We start from the raw sequence: 14,185 nt of genomic DNA on the forward strand, positions 1-14,185 counted from the left end.
CGGTACTAGTTCCAAAGGGGGCGGGGGAACTAGAGGGGGCGATCCGGCAAGTCGTCGATGGTGATCTGTCCATCCTTGTTGGTGTCCATGAAGGCGAACAGCTTGTCGCTTGCAGCTGTGGCTTCGGCCTTGCTGATCTTGCCGTCATGATCTTCGTCGATCATCCGGAACAGGCCGCGACCCATCATGCCGGGTCCGCGCGGACCACCTTCCCGATCACGATCCCAGCGGGCCTCACGGCGGTCGCCGTCGCGCCATCCGTGATGGTGGCCGTGGCCGTCATGGCGGGGGCCGTCCCAGTCGCGATCCGGGCGGTGAGGACGCGGGCCGTCGTCGTTCTTGGCCATGTTCTGATCGGGGCCACCCTTGCCGTCATCGGGCTTGCCCTTATCGGCGGCTTCCGGCGGCGGGTTGTCCTTGCGGAACTGTTCCATCTTCGCCAGACGATAGTCGAGAAGCTCGCCGCGGCTCAGCATGCCGTCCTTGTTGCTGTCGATCTCGGCAAACAGCGCTTCTTCGCGGGCGGTGAACTCGTCCTTGGAAATCTTGCCGTCCTTGTTGGTATCGGCAGTTTTCAGAAGGCGGATAAAGATACCGTCCTTCATCATATCAGGCCGGTGGCCCATCATGCCCGGACCGTGTGGCGGCGGCGGACCGTCATGGCGGGGAGCTGCGAGCGCCGGGTTGGCGGCGCCGGCAATAAGAGCGGCACCAAGGCTGGCCAAAACGAGCTTTCTGGCGATCATCGATCGGTTCCTCCATTGCTTCGATAGCTTGAAGGTAGGAGCCGTTCCTGGTCAAAACCACTTAAACATCCGTAATGTGGATGAACTTTTGGTAAGGCCGGATGAACTTCAGGCGGCCTGCAGACCGGTGAGAAACGCCGCCAGATCGTCTGTCACGTAGTCGATATGATCGTCCTCGTCGGTCGGCTTTTCCCAGCGTTCCATGACGACCGTATCGAGATTGCGCGGCACCAGAAGCACGGTTTTCATGCCAAGCGCGCGTGGAACCAGAAGGTTGCGCGGCAGGTCCTCAAACATGGCGGCGTTCTTCGTATCGACCCGGTGCAGGCTCGCAAACTTGTCATAGGTCGCGCCCGCCGGCTTTGGCAGATACCCGGCTGCGACGATATCAAAGATGTCGTCGAAGTTGTCGAGAATGCCGAGCGCCCGCGCCGCAGCCTCGGCATGCGGAACGCTGCCATTGGTGAAGATGAATTTACGGCCGGGCAGAGCCTTGATCGCCGCACCCAGTTCCGGATGCGGCAGAAGCGCCGAATAATCGATCGCATGCGCCTTTTCGAGAAAGTCGTCCGGATCGATATTATGGTGCAGCATCAGCCCCTGCAGGGTCGTGCCATGCTCGTGATAATAGCTTTTCTGAAGCGCGCGCGCCTCGTCCCGCTCCAGCTGCAGCAATTGCTGCACATAGGCCGTCATGTTCTTGTCGATCTGCGAGAACAGGTCGACGTGATGCGGATAGAGCGTGTTGTCGAGATCGAAAACCCAGTCACGGACATGGGCGAAATCGGCGGGTTCGGGCGAGGTCTTCGGCTTTTTATCCATGCCAAGCCTTATGCACCGGGCGAGCCTTAAAGAAAATCGGCAGGGCGAACATTTTTGCGCCTCGGCGACCTTGGCCGGCTGCGGAAACGCGTGTTACCGCCGGAAAATGGAACTCTGGATCCCCATCACCATATTCGCAGCCTTCTGCCAGAACCTGCGCTCGGCGCTGCAGAAACACCTGCAGGGCAAGCTCGGCACCCGCGCGGCGAGCTTCGTGCGCTTCGGTTACGGTTTTCCGGTGGCGATCCTTTACGTGATGTCGCTGCATTTTTTCGTCGGTTACGCCTTCCCGGCGCTGAACGTCGAATTCGCTGTCTGGTCGGTGATCGGCGGTCTGGCGCAGATCTTTGCGACCATGCTGCTCGTCTATCTCTTCTCACTTAGGAATTTCGCGGTCGGCACGGCCTATTCGAAGACGGAGCCGGTGCAGGCGGCGATCTTCGGTTTCATTCTGCTCGGCGAGAAGCTCACACCCGGCTCGATCGTTGCGATCATCGTCGGCGTTTTTGGCGTCATGCTGATCTCGATGGCGCGCATGCCGGTCTCCTGGCGCAATCTGGTCGTGGCGCTCACCGGTCGCACGGCGCTGATCGGCATTGCCTCCGGCGCGGTCTTCGGGATTTCCGCGGTCGCCTATCGCAGTGCGGCCCTCGCACTCGGCGGTCCCGGCCCGGTCATGCAGGCGGCCGTCACGCTTGCCTGCGTCACGACCTTCCAGACGGCCTTCATGCTCATCTGGATGCTCTGGAAGGACAAGCGCGAGATTGTCCAGGTCATTGTCACCTGGCGCTCCTCGGCGCTGGTTGGCCTCGCCGGTGTGCTGGGCTCAGCCGGCTGGTTCACGGCCATGACCCTGCAGCAGGTCGCCTATGTCCGCGCGCTCGGCCAGATCGAGCTCGTCTTCACCTTCATGGCCTCCTATTTCCTCTTCCATGAGCGGGTGAACCGCATGGAATTCGCAGGCTGCCTGCTGATCGTCTGCGGCATTCTGGGCCTGCTCTTTTCCTGACCGTAGTCGGATTTTCATCGGCAGCGGCGTCCCGCCGCGCTAGAATGGCGACAAACAAATAGGAGGACCATCCATGTCTCAGAAACAGAAAGCAGTTGAATTCGGCGCCCTTCACCAGAAGGGCAACCCGGTCATCATCTACAATATCTGGGATGCCGGCACGGCCAAGGCCGTCGGCGATGCTGGCGCCAAGGCGCTCGGCACTGGCAGCTGGTCGGTCGCCGCATCGAAAGGTTATGCGGATGGCGAAAAGCTGCCGCTTGAAGCTCTGCTTGCGACGGCAAGGTCCATCACCGCGGCAGTCAGCCTGCCGCTCTCCGTCGATTTCGAAGGCGGTTATGCGGAGGATCCGCAGGCGCTTGCAGTAAACGTCGGAAAGCTGATCGATACCGGTGCGGTCGGCATGAATTTCGAGGATCAGGTGGTCGGTGGCTCCGGCATCTATCCGGCTGGTGTCCAGGCCAAGCGCATCGAAGCCGTTCGTGCGCTTTCAGACCAGCGCGGCATCCCGTTCTTCATCAATGCCCGTACTGACCTCTTTCTCAAGGAAAGCGACCAGAGCCGGCATGCCGGTCTGCTCGATGAGGCGATTTCCCGTGCAAAAACCTACGCGTCGGCTGGGGCAAGCGGCTTTTTCGCACCGGGTCTTGCCGATGACGCGTTGATCGCAAAGCTCTGCGAGGCGGTGGAGCTTCCGGTCAATATCATGATGATGGGTGGCGTTTCTGCGCCGAAGAGGCTGGCCGAACTCGGTGTCGGCCGCGTCAGCTATGGTCCCGGTCCCTATCGGGCGATGATGGCCAGGCTGCAGGAAGAAGCCGCGGCGGTGTTTTCCGCCACGGCCTGATTGCGGCTCCGCTGATCAGGGAACGATCAGCGTGCCGGCACCGTGTTCGGTGAAGATCTCGAGCAGGACCGAATGGGCGGTCTTGCCATTGAGAATGACGACGCCCTGGACGCCGGCCTTGATCGCGTCGATGCAGGTCTCGACCTTGGGGATCATGCCGCCGGAAATCGTGCCGTCCTTGATCAGCGCCTGCGCCTGCGAGACGGTCAGTTCCTTGATCAGGTTCTTGTCCTTGTCGAGCACGCCCGGAACGTCGGTGAGGAAGAGAAGGCGCGTCGCGTTCAGCGCGCCGGCGATCGCGCCGGCAAACGTGTCGGCATTGATATTGTAGGTGGCGCCGTCACGGCCGGGGGCGACCGGGGCGATGACCGGGATCATTTCCGACTTGGCGAGCAGGTCGAGCAGGGTGCGGTCGACCTCGACCACTTCACCGACGAAGCCGAGATCGAGCACGCGCTCGATATTGCTGTCGGGATCGACCACGGTCTTCTTGGCCTTTTCGGCAAACACCATGTTGCCGTCCTTGCCGCACAGGCCGATCGCCCATTCGCCGGTCTGGTTGATGAGAGCGACGATTTCCTTGTTGATCGAGCCGGCCAGGACCATTTCGACGATCTCGACCGTCTTGGCGTCGGTAACACGCAACCCGCCTTCGAACTTCGATTCGATGCCCATCTTGGTCAGCATGGCGCCGATCTGCGGGCCGCCGCCATGCACGACGATCGGGTTGACGCCCGACTGCTTGAGAAGCGCGATATCGGCGGCAAAGGCCTTGCCGAGCGTCGAATCGCCCATGGCATGGCCGCCGTATTTTACGACGATCGTCTTGTTCTCGTAACGCTGCATGTAAGGCAGCGCCTGCGCCAGAAGCTGAGCCTGAAGTTCGCTTTCGGAAGCCGTCATGAGGTACCCCTGAATGATGAGTGGGGCCTTTTAACCCAAGTTCTTGACAGAGGAAATAATCGCGCCGCGTCTTTTGCCGAAATCGGCAAGGCATTTTTGCGGCAGAAATCTTTTGCGGCCCTGAAACTAATTTTCTGTCGGCTTCGTCTCTTGTCCTGATCCCTGAATGAGGGACGTGACGCCTGGGAGGTGCGCATCCGCGCCGGGGCGATAAAAGAGGAAGAGAACGTCATGCTGAAATCCGCAATCCGCGCGATCACGGTCGCTGCTGCCATCTCCGCCACTGCTGCCGGCGCCTATGCCGCCAATCCGAAAGTCGGTGGCGCTCCGATGTATGCCAACAAGAACATCATCGAAAATGCCGTGAACTCCAAGGATCACACGACGCTCGTCGCCGCCGTCAAGGCTGCGGGCCTGGTCGATACCCTGCAGGGCAAGGGACCGTTCACGGTCTTCGCACCGACCAATGAAGCTTTTGCCGCCCTGCCCAAGGGCACCGTCGAAACCTTGCTGAAGCCGGAAAACAAGGCGCAGCTGACCAAGATTCTGACCTGCCACGTCGTCGCGGCCGATGCCATGTCGAAGACCATCGAGAAGATGATCAAGGACGACAAGGGTACCCATGACGTCAAGACGGTCGGTGGCTGCATTCTGAAGGCCAAGGAAAGCATGGGCAAGATCACCCTCACCGATGAAACCGGCGGCGTGGCGCATGTGACGATCGCCGACGTCAAGCAGTCGAACGGCGTCATTCATGTCATCGACAAGGTTCTTCTGCCGAAAATGTAAGGGCGACGCCCCACAACAATAACCGCCCTTACAATGATCCGGTCGCTCATCGCCCTTGAGTGACCGGATCTCTTTTCAGTTCGTCTGATAGCCGACCGTTTCGACGATCGCCTGGCGCAACTCGTCGAGGCCGGCACCCTTTTCCGACGAGGTCGAGAGCACGACCGGATAGGCGGCAGGCCGCTTGCGGATTTTTTCCAGCGTCTCGGCCACGAGCTTCGGCACGGCCGGATCCTTGATCTTGTCGGTCTTGGTCAGAACCAGCTGATAGGAAACGGCCGCCTTGTCGAGCAAGTCCAGAACTTCCTCGTCGTTCTTCTTCACGCCATGCCGGCTGTCGATCAGCACATAGACGCGCTTCAGCGTCGCGCGGCCGCGCAGATAGTCGAAGACGAGCTTCGTCCAGGCATCGACATTTTCCTTCGGCGCCTTGGCGTAGCCGTAACCAGGCATGTCGACCAGCGCCATCGGCGGCAAGTCCTTGCCTTCGCCGGAATAACCGTCCGGAACGAAATAGTTGAGCTCCTGCGTTCGGCCCGGCGTGTTGGATGTGCGGGCAAGCCCCTTGTGGCCAACCAACGCATTGATCAGCGACGACTTACCGACATTCGAGCGGCCGGCGAAAGCCACTTCGAGGGGGCCTTCCGGCGGCAAGAATTTCATCGACGGAACGCCGCGGATAAAGATCCAGGGGCGGCCGAACAGCGGCTTGTCGTCCATGTTCTTGTCTGCGGGCATGATGTCGTCGTCCTGTTACGTCTGGAAAGGCAGGGATTCGGGGTTTTGGCCGATAATGTCAAGCGGACGATTGCCCCTCACCCTAGCCCTCTCCCCGCAGGCGGGGAGAGGGGACCTGCCTCATTCGGCATCCAAGGGGTGTGGGGAGGGGACGGCATATCCCTTCGCCCCGTCAGAACGGGGAGAAGGTGGCGGCAGCCGGATGAGGGGCAATCTTCAATGTCTTAAATGAAAAACCCCGCCGAAGCGGGGTTTTGAAGATCATTTTGTCGCCGCGGGCTTTCGCTTGAATACGCCCTTCAGGTTGTCGAACAGCTCGATCTTGGCGCCGTGGCGCTTCATGATGATCGCCTGCTGGGTGACGGACAGCGTGTTGTTCCAGGCCCAGTAGATGACGAGGCCGGCCGGGAAGGATGCCAGCATGTAAGTGAAGATCAGCGGCATCCAGGTGAAGATGGCGGCCTGGGTCGGATCCGGCGGCGTCGGGTTCATGCGCATCTGTAGGAACATCGTGATGCCCATGACGATCGGCCACACGCCGATCAGCATGAAATGCGGCACGTCGTAAGGCAAGAGGCCGAACAGGTTGAACAGCGATGTTGGGTCCGGCGCAGAAAGGTCCTGGATCCAGCCGAAGAAAGGCGCATGACGCATTTCGATCGTCGTGTAGATGACCTTGTAGAGCGAGAAGAAGATCGGGATCTGCAGGACCACGGGCCAGCAGCCGGCGATCGGGTTGATCTTCTCTTCCTTGTAGAGCGCCATCATGGCCTGCTGCAGGGCCATGCGGTCGTCGCCGTGCTTGGCCTTCAGCTCTTCCATCTTCGGCTGCATGCGCTTCATGTTCGCCATCGACTTGTACTGCTTGCTGGCGAGCGGGAAGAACACGAGCTTGACGACGACGGTGGTCAGCAGGATCGCAACACCGAAATTGCCGACGTGACGGAAGAAGAAGTCCATCAGTTTGAACATCGGCTTGGTGATGAAGTAGAACCAGCCCCAGTCGATCATCAGGTCGAAATGCGGGATGGAATACTGATCGACATAGGCATCGATCAGCGGCACTTCCTTGGCGCCGGCGAAAACGAGGTTCGTCATCTCGCTCGACTGGCCGGGCTGAACGATGAAGTCGTCACCCTTGTAGTCGGCCTGGTAACGCGGCTGGCCGTCGGTGAAATGGGTGAACCGCGACTGGTAAGGTGTCGCCTGCGGCGGCACGATCGTCGAGGCCCAGTACTTGTCGGTAATGCCGAGCCAGCCGCCGGTCGCCTTGTCGCTGGTGACGGCTTCCTTTTCGATATTCGCGTAGGTGTGTTCGCTGAGGCTGCCATCCTTGCCGGCAACGCCGAGGAAACCTTCGTGAATGACCCAGACGGCAGGCGTGACCGGCTTGTTGTAGCGGGTCACGCGGCCATAGGAAGCGAGCGAAACCGGTGCGCCGGTCGTATTGTCGATCTTGTCGGCGACCGAAAGCATGTAGTGCTCGTCGATCGAGATCTTGCGGGTGAAGACGATGCCCTTGTCGTTCGTATAGGTCAGCGTCACCGGCGTTTCATGGGTCAGCTTCTGGCCGTCTGCGGCGGTCCAGCGCGTGCCGGGGCCGGGAACTGCGCCGCTTGCTTCGTTGCCGACATAACCGAGTTCGGTGAAATAACCGTCCTTGGTATCGGCCGGCGAGAACAGCGTGATGATCGGGCTCGAGTCGTCGACGGTCTCGTGATATTCGCGCAGCTTCAGGTCATCAAAGCGTGCGCCAACCAGATTGATGGAGCCGGAAACCGCCGGCGTGTCGATCGCGATGCGCGGCGACTTGGAAAGCGCCTGTTCGCGGGTCGCGGTCGCTTCAGCCTGGGTCTGGCCGGGCAGGTTGCCGGTCGTAACAGCCGAGTTGATGCCGTCCAGCGTCATCGGCTGGCCCTTCTTGGCGGCGTCCTGCTGCTGCGCCTGTTGCGCCTGCAGCGCTTCGTCGGCGCGCCGCTGCGCTTCCATCCTCGGGTTCATGTAGAGGAACTGCCAGGCAAGGACGATCACGACTGAAAGCGCGATCGCGATGAAGTAATTACGGTTCTTTTCCATCATGCTTTCCTGGAACAGGTCTCCTCGGACCGGGCTTGCGTGTGTCGGCCTTGTTCTTGATCCGCTCGACGAGCCGGGCGGTGATTTCGGCAAAGGGCGTGGTCAGCACCTCCCGCCGCGCGACAATGACATAGTCGTGTCCGTTCTCCATTGCAAACCCGGCAGACTGCGTCACCGCGGCCTTCAGCCGGCGGCGCATGCGGTTGCGTTCCACCGCGTTGCCATGTTTCTTGGTAACGGTAAATCCGACGCGCGGAGGCTCCTCCGGCTCGTGTCTGTCGAGGACCTCAAGAAGAAAGGTCCGGCCGCGGCGGCTTTCGCCAGTGCGCACGGCAAGAAACTGCGGCCGGCTTTTCAGCCGCCCGACAGTTTTTTTGGATTTCGTTTCGATCGTCATCGCCCGTTCAATCGGGCATCTCGGCCTTAGGCCGAGAGACGAGCGCGGCCGCGTGCACGACGGGCAGCAAGAACCTTCTGTCCACCCTTGGTGGCCATACGGGCGCGGAATCCATGACGACGCTTGCGGACAAGCTTGGACGGTTGGTAGGTACGCTTCATTTTTTTAATGCCGCGGTGTGCGGCCCTTCTTGAAGTTTGCTTCCCTTATGGGATGCAAGAGCGTTTCGGAAAAACGTTCTGCGCAAGCGACCGCACGCGTGCGAGCCGGCTGGAGCTGAACGTGCGCGGCTTATGCGGGAAGAGGGCGGAAAAGTCAATCAGGCAGCGCCGGGCATTGAGCAGTCACAACTCGCGATCAATCCGCATCGACTTTAAATAGTAAAATTTGATCATACGTATTAATGATTGTGACAATCGGTCTGTATTTAAGGTCTCCGGCAAATGAGGGATAATAATTCGTATTTAGCTGCAGAAGCGCAATTTTGGAGACCGTTGAAAGTAATATTCGACGATGTTTGGTAGATTTTCGCGCGCATATGCTCAGATAGATGACAATTGCTACTCAATGATTATTAACGACCGGCTGTTATTTTTAGCAATGATGAGGGGGATTGGCTGACGCTGTCGGTTTTTCCTGTGTTTGTTGTTTGCAAAGGAATGACAGTGTGAAGATCAGAGCCAAAATAACCCTGCTTGTCGGGTCGATGAGCCTTGTTGCCTGCGTTCTGGGTGGCTTGTCGCTCTTTTCCGTAAGCAAATATAACAGTCTTGCGGATGCCTACGCCAATGTATCGGACCGCGCCTATAACGGGGAACATCTCAATCGCCTCGTGACCGCCGTTGTCATGGACGCCCGCGGTATCTATGCCGCCAAGGATACGGCAGCCGCAAAACCTTTTGGGGAAGGGGTTTTGAAGTCGCTCGGTGAGATCGAAAAGCTCATCGCCGACTGGAAGCCGAAAATTCCGGCGGGCCAGCGGGACGCGTTCGACAAGCTGACCGCCCGTTTCCAGGAGTTCAAGGCCTTCCGTTCTGAAACCGTCCGCCTTGGTCAGGTCGAAGGCCCGGAAGCAGCCAATGTGCAGGGCAACAATGACGCCAACCGCGCCAACCGCAAGGCCTATCAGGCCGAGATTGATGGCATCGTTCAGGCTGACCAGAATGAGCTCGACGTCCTGAGCAAGGAGATCGACAATTTCGGCGACGTGATCTTCTATGGCGTGCTGTTTGCCACGCTGGTCGGTGTCGCGGGCGGACTGGGTGCCGGCCTTTATCTCGGGCGCCGGCAGATCAGCCAGCCGATCCTCGACCTGACGGCCTCGATGAAATCGCTGGCCGAAGGGGATTACCAGACGACGATCCCGTCTTCCGGCCGCAAGGACGAGATCGGCGACATGGCTGCCGCCGTTGAAGTCTTCAAGAAGAACGGCCTCGAAGTCGCCCGCATGAACCAGTCGGATTCGGCGATGCGCGCCAAGAGCGATGATCTTCAGTCGCGCATGTCGGCCGTGGTCGGCGCTGCCGTCGAGGGCGACTTTACCCGCCGTATCGACAAGCAATGGGGCGAAGAAAGCCTCGACCTCTTTGCTCGCAACGTCGATCAGCTGCTTTCGAGCGTCGATGGCGGCGTGTCCGAAACCCGCCGCGTCGTCCGCAGCCTCGCCGACGGCGATCTCAGCGACAGCATGCGCGGCCAGTTCAAGGGCGCATTCGCCGAGCTGCAGGAAAACGTCAATTCCGCCATGGGGACGCTGGCCAATACGATGGCCAATGTCCGTCAGGCAACCGGCTCGATCAATGGTGGCGCCTCGGAGCTGAGTGCCGCGACCAACGATCTTTCCAAACGCACCGAACAGCAGGCTGCTGCTCTGGAAGAGACCTCTGCCGCGCTTGACCAGATCACCGCCGTTGTCCGGACCTCGACCGAACGTGCCCAGGAAGCGACCGTCATGGTGGGCGAGGCCAAGGAAAGTGCCGTCCAGTCCGGCGCCGTCGTCCGCAATGCTGTCGATGCCATGGGCCGGATCGAGCAGGCATCTCGCGAGATCGCCCAGATCACCAATGTCATCGACGAGATCGCCTTTCAGACCAATCTTCTGGCCCTCAACGCCGGCGTCGAAGCCGCCCGTGCGGGTGAGGCCGGCAAGGGCTTTGCGGTCGTCGCGCAGGAAGTCCGTGAGCTTGCCCAACGCTCCGCAAGTGCCGCCAAGGATATCAAGGCACTGATTGCCAAGTCCGGAGACGAGGTGGCCGGTGGCGTGCAGCTGGTCCAGAAGACCGGCGAGGCCTTGAGCGATATCGAGAGCCGCGTCATCCGCATCAACGACCATATCACCTCGATCGCCACGGCATCCCGTGAGCAGGCGACGGGTCTGGCGGAGGTCAATACCGCCGTCAACCAGATGGACCAGGTAACGCAGCAAAACGCCGCCATGGTCGAGGAAACCTCGGCTGCGACGTCCAAACTCTCCGGCGAGGCCGACAATCTGTTCGAGCTCGTCTCGCATTTCCGCATCGGCAGTGACACAGGAACCTCTTCAAGCCGCCAGCCGTCCCGTCCTTCGGTGGTTTCGGCAGGCACCGGTGCGAACAGGCACGCTCCGGCAAAGACGCCGATCCGGGCAATGGCCGGCAAGCTGGCCCGCGCATTCGGTGGTGGTCAGGCCGCTGCTGCAACGGCTGCCGACCAGGATTGGGAAGAATTCTGATCTGAAGTATTACTGACAAGACAACAGGGCGGTCCACAGATTGGGCCGCCCTGTTTTTTGTGCGTCGCGCAAAATGCTGGCAAAAAACCGTTATCAGGCTAATATGTGCCGAGGTTCATTGTCGCCGGCAATGAGGCGCTGGATGTGCATGATGAAGTTTGCAAACCGCACGGAAGATGAGGCTGACGCTGCCGGACAGGCGGCGGCCATGGCCAATGCGGCCGCAGCATATCAGATGCCGCGCCTCTTTCGGGGGCTGTCCGGCCGGCTTCTATGGCTGACCGTCGTATTCGTCATGCTCGCCGAAATCCTGATTTTCATGCCGCTGATCGCGGGCATGCGGATGAACTGGCTGCGCGACAAGCTGGACACAGCCGCTGCTGCCGGCATCGTCATCGACGGTCTTCAGCCGGCAGAATTGCCCCGCGCAGTGCAGAACGACACTTTGCTTGCAACCGGCACCAAGGTTATCGCCCTGCGCAAGGACGGCACCTCGCGCCTTCTGGCCGCAATCGAAGTGCCGCCGCAGGTCGATGAACAATATGATCTGGCCGATACGCCGCTTCTGACCACGATGGGCGATGCGCTGGACACGCTGTTTTTCGGGGGCGGGCGCGTCATGCGCGTTTTCGGCCCCATCGGCGATAGCGACATGATCATCGAACTGGTCATGACCGACGATGCCCTGCGCAAGGACATGTTCAAATATTCGAAGATCATGTTCATCCTGTCGCTGGTAATTTCGCTGATCACGGCGATCCTGATCTTCCTTGCCATCAATCGCATGATGATCATGCCGATCCGCCGGCTCACACTCGGCATGCAACGTTTTTCCGAACAGCCGGAGGACCCGTCACGCGTCTTTGCGCCGGACAGTTCGCGCGGTGAGCTCGCCGTCGCAGGCCGGCATCTCTCCGCCATGCAGACCGAGCTGCAGCGCACCTTGAAGCAGCAGCGCAATCTCGCCGACCTCGGCCTCGCCGTCTCGAAGATCAATCACGACATGCGCAACATTCTCGCCTCGGCGCAGCTGATGTCCGACCGCCTGACCGATGTCGAGGATCCGATGGTGCGCAGCTTCGCACCGAAACTCCTGCGCACGATCGACCGCGCCGTCGGCTATACGAGCGAGGTCCTGGCCTATGGACAGGCATCCGAGGCTGCTCCGCGCCGCCGGCTCGTGCGGCTTGCCGATCTCTGCCTGGAAGTGCGCGAGCTGATGGCGCTCGATCCGGATGGCGGCATCGAGTTCAATGACCAGATCGCCGCCGAGCTGGAAGTGGATTGCGATAGCGAGCAGCTCTTCCGCGTCATCCACAATCTCTGCCGCAATGCGCTGCAGGCGCTGGTCTCCTTCGAACCGACGGATCGGTCGATTGCGCGGCGCATCACCGTCACGGCGCACAGGGTCGGCAGCGTCGTCAACATCGTCGTCGACGACACCGGCCCCGGCATGCCGCGCAAGGCCCGTGAGAACCTCTTCTCGGCTTTCCGCGGCTCCGCCCGCTCTGGCGGCACCGGACTTGGCCTTGTCATCGCCAGAGAGCTTGTTCTTGCCCATGGCGGCACCATTGCGCTCGTCGAAAAAGCGACGCCCGGCACCCAGTTCCGCATCGAAATTCCCGACCGTCCGGTTTCCCTGGATGACTACCGGGTTCGGGCATGATTGAAATATCTTTTGAAATCAATGGTTTATAAAATAAATGACACTCGGGTGACATTTCTTTCGGTAAAACCGCTTGCAATCCTCCGCGGCACCCTTTAGAGGATCGCCACGCAGACGGAAATGACCGTCGCAGACGCACCCGTAGCTCAGCTGGATAGAGCACCAGACTACGAATCTGGGGGTCAGGAGTTCGAATCTCTTCGGGTGCGCCATTTCTCTTTCTGAAAAAATCTGAATAAATATCGGCCTCTATATGGGACGAAAGCGTCTCATATTGGCTCGCCGCGACGGCGTGTTGATGTTGCGAGATAACCTGCTGCCAAGATGATCGCAGCAACCGCGATACCCGTGCTGATCACGCCCGCAGGCGTTATACGGGCGCTGGCACGTAGGTTGATGTGCTTTCCGATGCGAAGCTCGTAGTCCGCTCTGATTTCCTCCGGATGCGCGGGCACGGCCGATGATAATTCTTCCTGGATAACGGACATTGCGTGCCTCCGGTTTGCATACGCATCGCTTCGCCCATAAGGGCGCGTCCGGAAAAGATATATCACTTTACGTGTGTTCGCTGAAAGTCTCCCCGCCTTAGTTCGCTGATCGGGTGGGACGCTTCGCAAAAGAGGCTTAGGTTAGACCATTAGCCCGCGCACATATCGGCGCAATTCACAATCTTCGCGCGGAATCCGTTTGATACTAAACACGCCGCCTAGTGCCGACGTGCCGACATGTGGATTTCGTAGTGCCTTGAGGATGCGGCGTGCATAGATCGTTCCGGTGCCGGTTCGCACCTGATCGATTAGTTCCGTGGATATGACAAGATTGGTGCAGTAATCACAGAGCGTTATGGGCAATGCGACATCCGTGCCTTGCATCGCATAGTGCGCGGCAACCGTCGCCGTTACGACTTCTTCGCTTGGAAATCCGCATGGGCCCATTGGGAAATGATCGATGAACAGCCGGGCCATATGCGCGAAGATCTGCCTGTCATAGAACTGCCCCTCTGCCTGTCCGCCGAAATAAGCCTTCATATCGAGCGTCTTGATAAGTTTGCGGATCGGCGTCGAACTAAGGATATCCACACGAAAGAACATCCAGTCTGTAACGTGATCATAAACTTCCGTCTGGCAGGCAATGGAATGCCGTGAGGCATATTCCGCAAGGCCCGGCTTAACCAACAATTCGTTGGAAGAAAGCAGTACGACCTTGTCGAAATCGCATCCCTGTTCCAATGCGTACAGGAAGTTGCTGACATGCGTGTGCATCAAACCCTCGCACCAAGCGGTCTCGTAGGAACTTGGATTGACGAGTACGTTCTCCAGATCGCACTGCCTGCGGAATTCGTCTTTGGGAGACGTCGCAACGGCCGAAACATGCACACAAATGGTCGCATCCGGGCAGAAATAGCGGATGTTCTCCAGTTGATCCCGAACGATCTCCGGCTTTTCATGAACGGGTAGGGAGATGAGAAGCTTTGCCATTTCT

Annotated in this window: 14 protein-coding genes and 1 tRNA gene; 6 read left to right on the forward strand and 9 right to left on the reverse strand. The window is 59.6% G+C overall.

Annotated elements, in window-relative coordinates:
- Window positions 1–29: 29 nt before the first annotated feature.
- Together FHW37_RS17645 and FHW37_RS17650 are read right to left on the reverse strand one after the other, a co-directional pair.
- Window positions 30–746 carry an EF-hand domain-containing protein gene (locus tag FHW37_RS17645; protein ID WP_145638725.1) on the reverse strand — a complete coding sequence of 239 codons (717 nt, stop codon included), beginning with the start codon at window positions 744–746 and terminating at the stop codon, window positions 30–32.
- A gap of 108 nt (window positions 747–854) precedes the next feature.
- A complete protein-coding gene (locus tag FHW37_RS17650; RefSeq protein ID WP_145638728.1) occupies window positions 855–1,568 on the reverse strand; it encodes a pyrimidine 5'-nucleotidase in 714 nt (237 codons plus the stop codon).
- 106 nt (window positions 1,569–1,674) lie between these two features.
- On the opposite strand from FHW37_RS17650, the gene FHW37_RS17655 reads away from it, so the two are divergent.
- Together FHW37_RS17655 and FHW37_RS17660 are read left to right on the forward strand one after the other, a co-directional pair.
- Window positions 1,675–2,577 carry a DMT family transporter gene (locus FHW37_RS17655; RefSeq protein WP_145638730.1) on the forward strand — a complete coding sequence of 301 codons (903 nt, stop codon included), beginning with the start codon at window positions 1,675–1,677 and terminating at the stop codon, window positions 2,575–2,577.
- Between the two features lie 73 nt (window positions 2,578–2,650).
- Window positions 2,651–3,424 carry an isocitrate lyase/PEP mutase family protein gene (locus tag FHW37_RS17660; RefSeq protein ID WP_145638732.1) on the forward strand — a complete coding sequence of 258 codons (774 nt, stop codon included), beginning with the start codon at window positions 2,651–2,653 and terminating at the stop codon, window positions 3,422–3,424.
- A gap of 15 nt (window positions 3,425–3,439) precedes the next feature.
- Here FHW37_RS17660 and argB read toward each other — a convergent pair whose 3' ends face one another.
- Window positions 3,440–4,327 (reverse strand): acetylglutamate kinase, encoded by an 888-nt coding sequence (gene argB / locus FHW37_RS17665; protein ID WP_145638733.1) that lies wholly within the window; start codon window positions 4,325–4,327, stop codon window positions 3,440–3,442.
- Between the two features lie 231 nt (window positions 4,328–4,558).
- On the opposite strand from argB, the gene FHW37_RS17670 reads away from it, so the two are divergent.
- Complete coding sequence (locus FHW37_RS17670; RefSeq protein WP_145638736.1) at window positions 4,559–5,116, forward strand: fasciclin domain-containing protein; 558 nt, start codon at window positions 4,559–4,561, stop codon at window positions 5,114–5,116.
- A 75-nt stretch (window positions 5,117–5,191) separates the two neighbouring features.
- On the opposite strand, the gene yihA is transcribed toward FHW37_RS17670, so the two are convergent.
- The 4 genes from yihA to rpmH all read right to left on the reverse strand — a co-directional run bounded on the left by yihA (window position 5,192) and on the right by rpmH (window position 8,488).
- Window positions 5,192–5,854 carry a ribosome biogenesis GTP-binding protein YihA/YsxC gene (gene yihA, locus FHW37_RS17675; RefSeq protein ID WP_145638738.1) on the reverse strand — a complete coding sequence of 221 codons (663 nt, stop codon included), beginning with the start codon at window positions 5,852–5,854 and terminating at the stop codon, window positions 5,192–5,194.
- A 261-nt stretch (window positions 5,855–6,115) separates the two neighbouring features.
- Window positions 6,116–7,930, reverse strand: a complete 1,815-nt coding sequence (yidC, locus tag FHW37_RS17680) for a membrane protein insertase YidC (RefSeq protein WP_145638741.1) — start codon at window positions 7,928–7,930, stop codon at window positions 6,116–6,118.
- On the reverse strand, window positions 7,914–8,327 hold the full coding sequence (gene rnpA, locus FHW37_RS17685) for a ribonuclease P protein component (RefSeq protein ID WP_145638743.1): 414 nt from the start codon (window positions 8,325–8,327) through the stop codon (window positions 7,914–7,916). Before rnpA ends, yidC begins: the two co-directional genes overlap by 17 nt.
- Before the next feature lie 26 nt (window positions 8,328–8,353).
- Window positions 8,354–8,488, reverse strand: a complete 135-nt coding sequence (rpmH, locus tag FHW37_RS17690) for a 50S ribosomal protein L34 (protein ID WP_092996667.1) — start codon at window positions 8,486–8,488, stop codon at window positions 8,354–8,356.
- A gap of 506 nt (window positions 8,489–8,994) precedes the next feature.
- Here rpmH and FHW37_RS17695 point away from each other — a divergent pair.
- The 3 genes from FHW37_RS17695 (at window position 8,995) to FHW37_RS17705 (ending at window position 12,915) form a co-directional block, all read left to right on the forward strand.
- A complete protein-coding gene (locus FHW37_RS17695) occupies window positions 8,995–11,037 on the forward strand; it encodes a methyl-accepting chemotaxis protein (RefSeq protein WP_186458293.1) in 2,043 nt (680 codons plus the stop codon).
- Window positions 11,038–11,188: 151 nt separating this feature from the next.
- Window positions 11,189–12,703, forward strand: a complete 1,515-nt coding sequence (locus FHW37_RS17700; RefSeq protein WP_432442867.1) for an ATP-binding protein — start codon at window positions 11,189–11,191, stop codon at window positions 12,701–12,703.
- Window positions 12,704–12,838: 135 nt separating this feature from the next.
- Window positions 12,839–12,915 (forward strand) — tRNA-Arg (locus tag FHW37_RS17705).
- Between the two features lie 57 nt (window positions 12,916–12,972).
- Here FHW37_RS17705 and FHW37_RS17710 read toward each other — a convergent pair.
- Window positions 12,973–13,191: a hypothetical protein gene (locus tag FHW37_RS17710; RefSeq protein WP_145638745.1), complete on the reverse strand. Its 219-nt coding sequence runs from the start codon at window positions 13,189–13,191 to the stop codon at window positions 12,973–12,975.
- Window positions 13,192–13,332: 141 nt separating this feature from the next.
- The gene (locus FHW37_RS17715) at window positions 13,333–14,181 is read right to left on the reverse strand and encodes a hypothetical protein (RefSeq protein WP_145638747.1); all 849 of its coding nucleotides are present in this window, start codon (window positions 14,179–14,181) and stop codon (window positions 13,333–13,335) included.
- Window positions 14,182–14,185 lie beyond the last annotated feature (4 nt).

The organism is Neorhizobium alkalisoli, from assembly GCF_007829835.1.
Taxonomy (GTDB): Bacteria; Pseudomonadota; Alphaproteobacteria; order Rhizobiales; family Rhizobiaceae; genus Neorhizobium.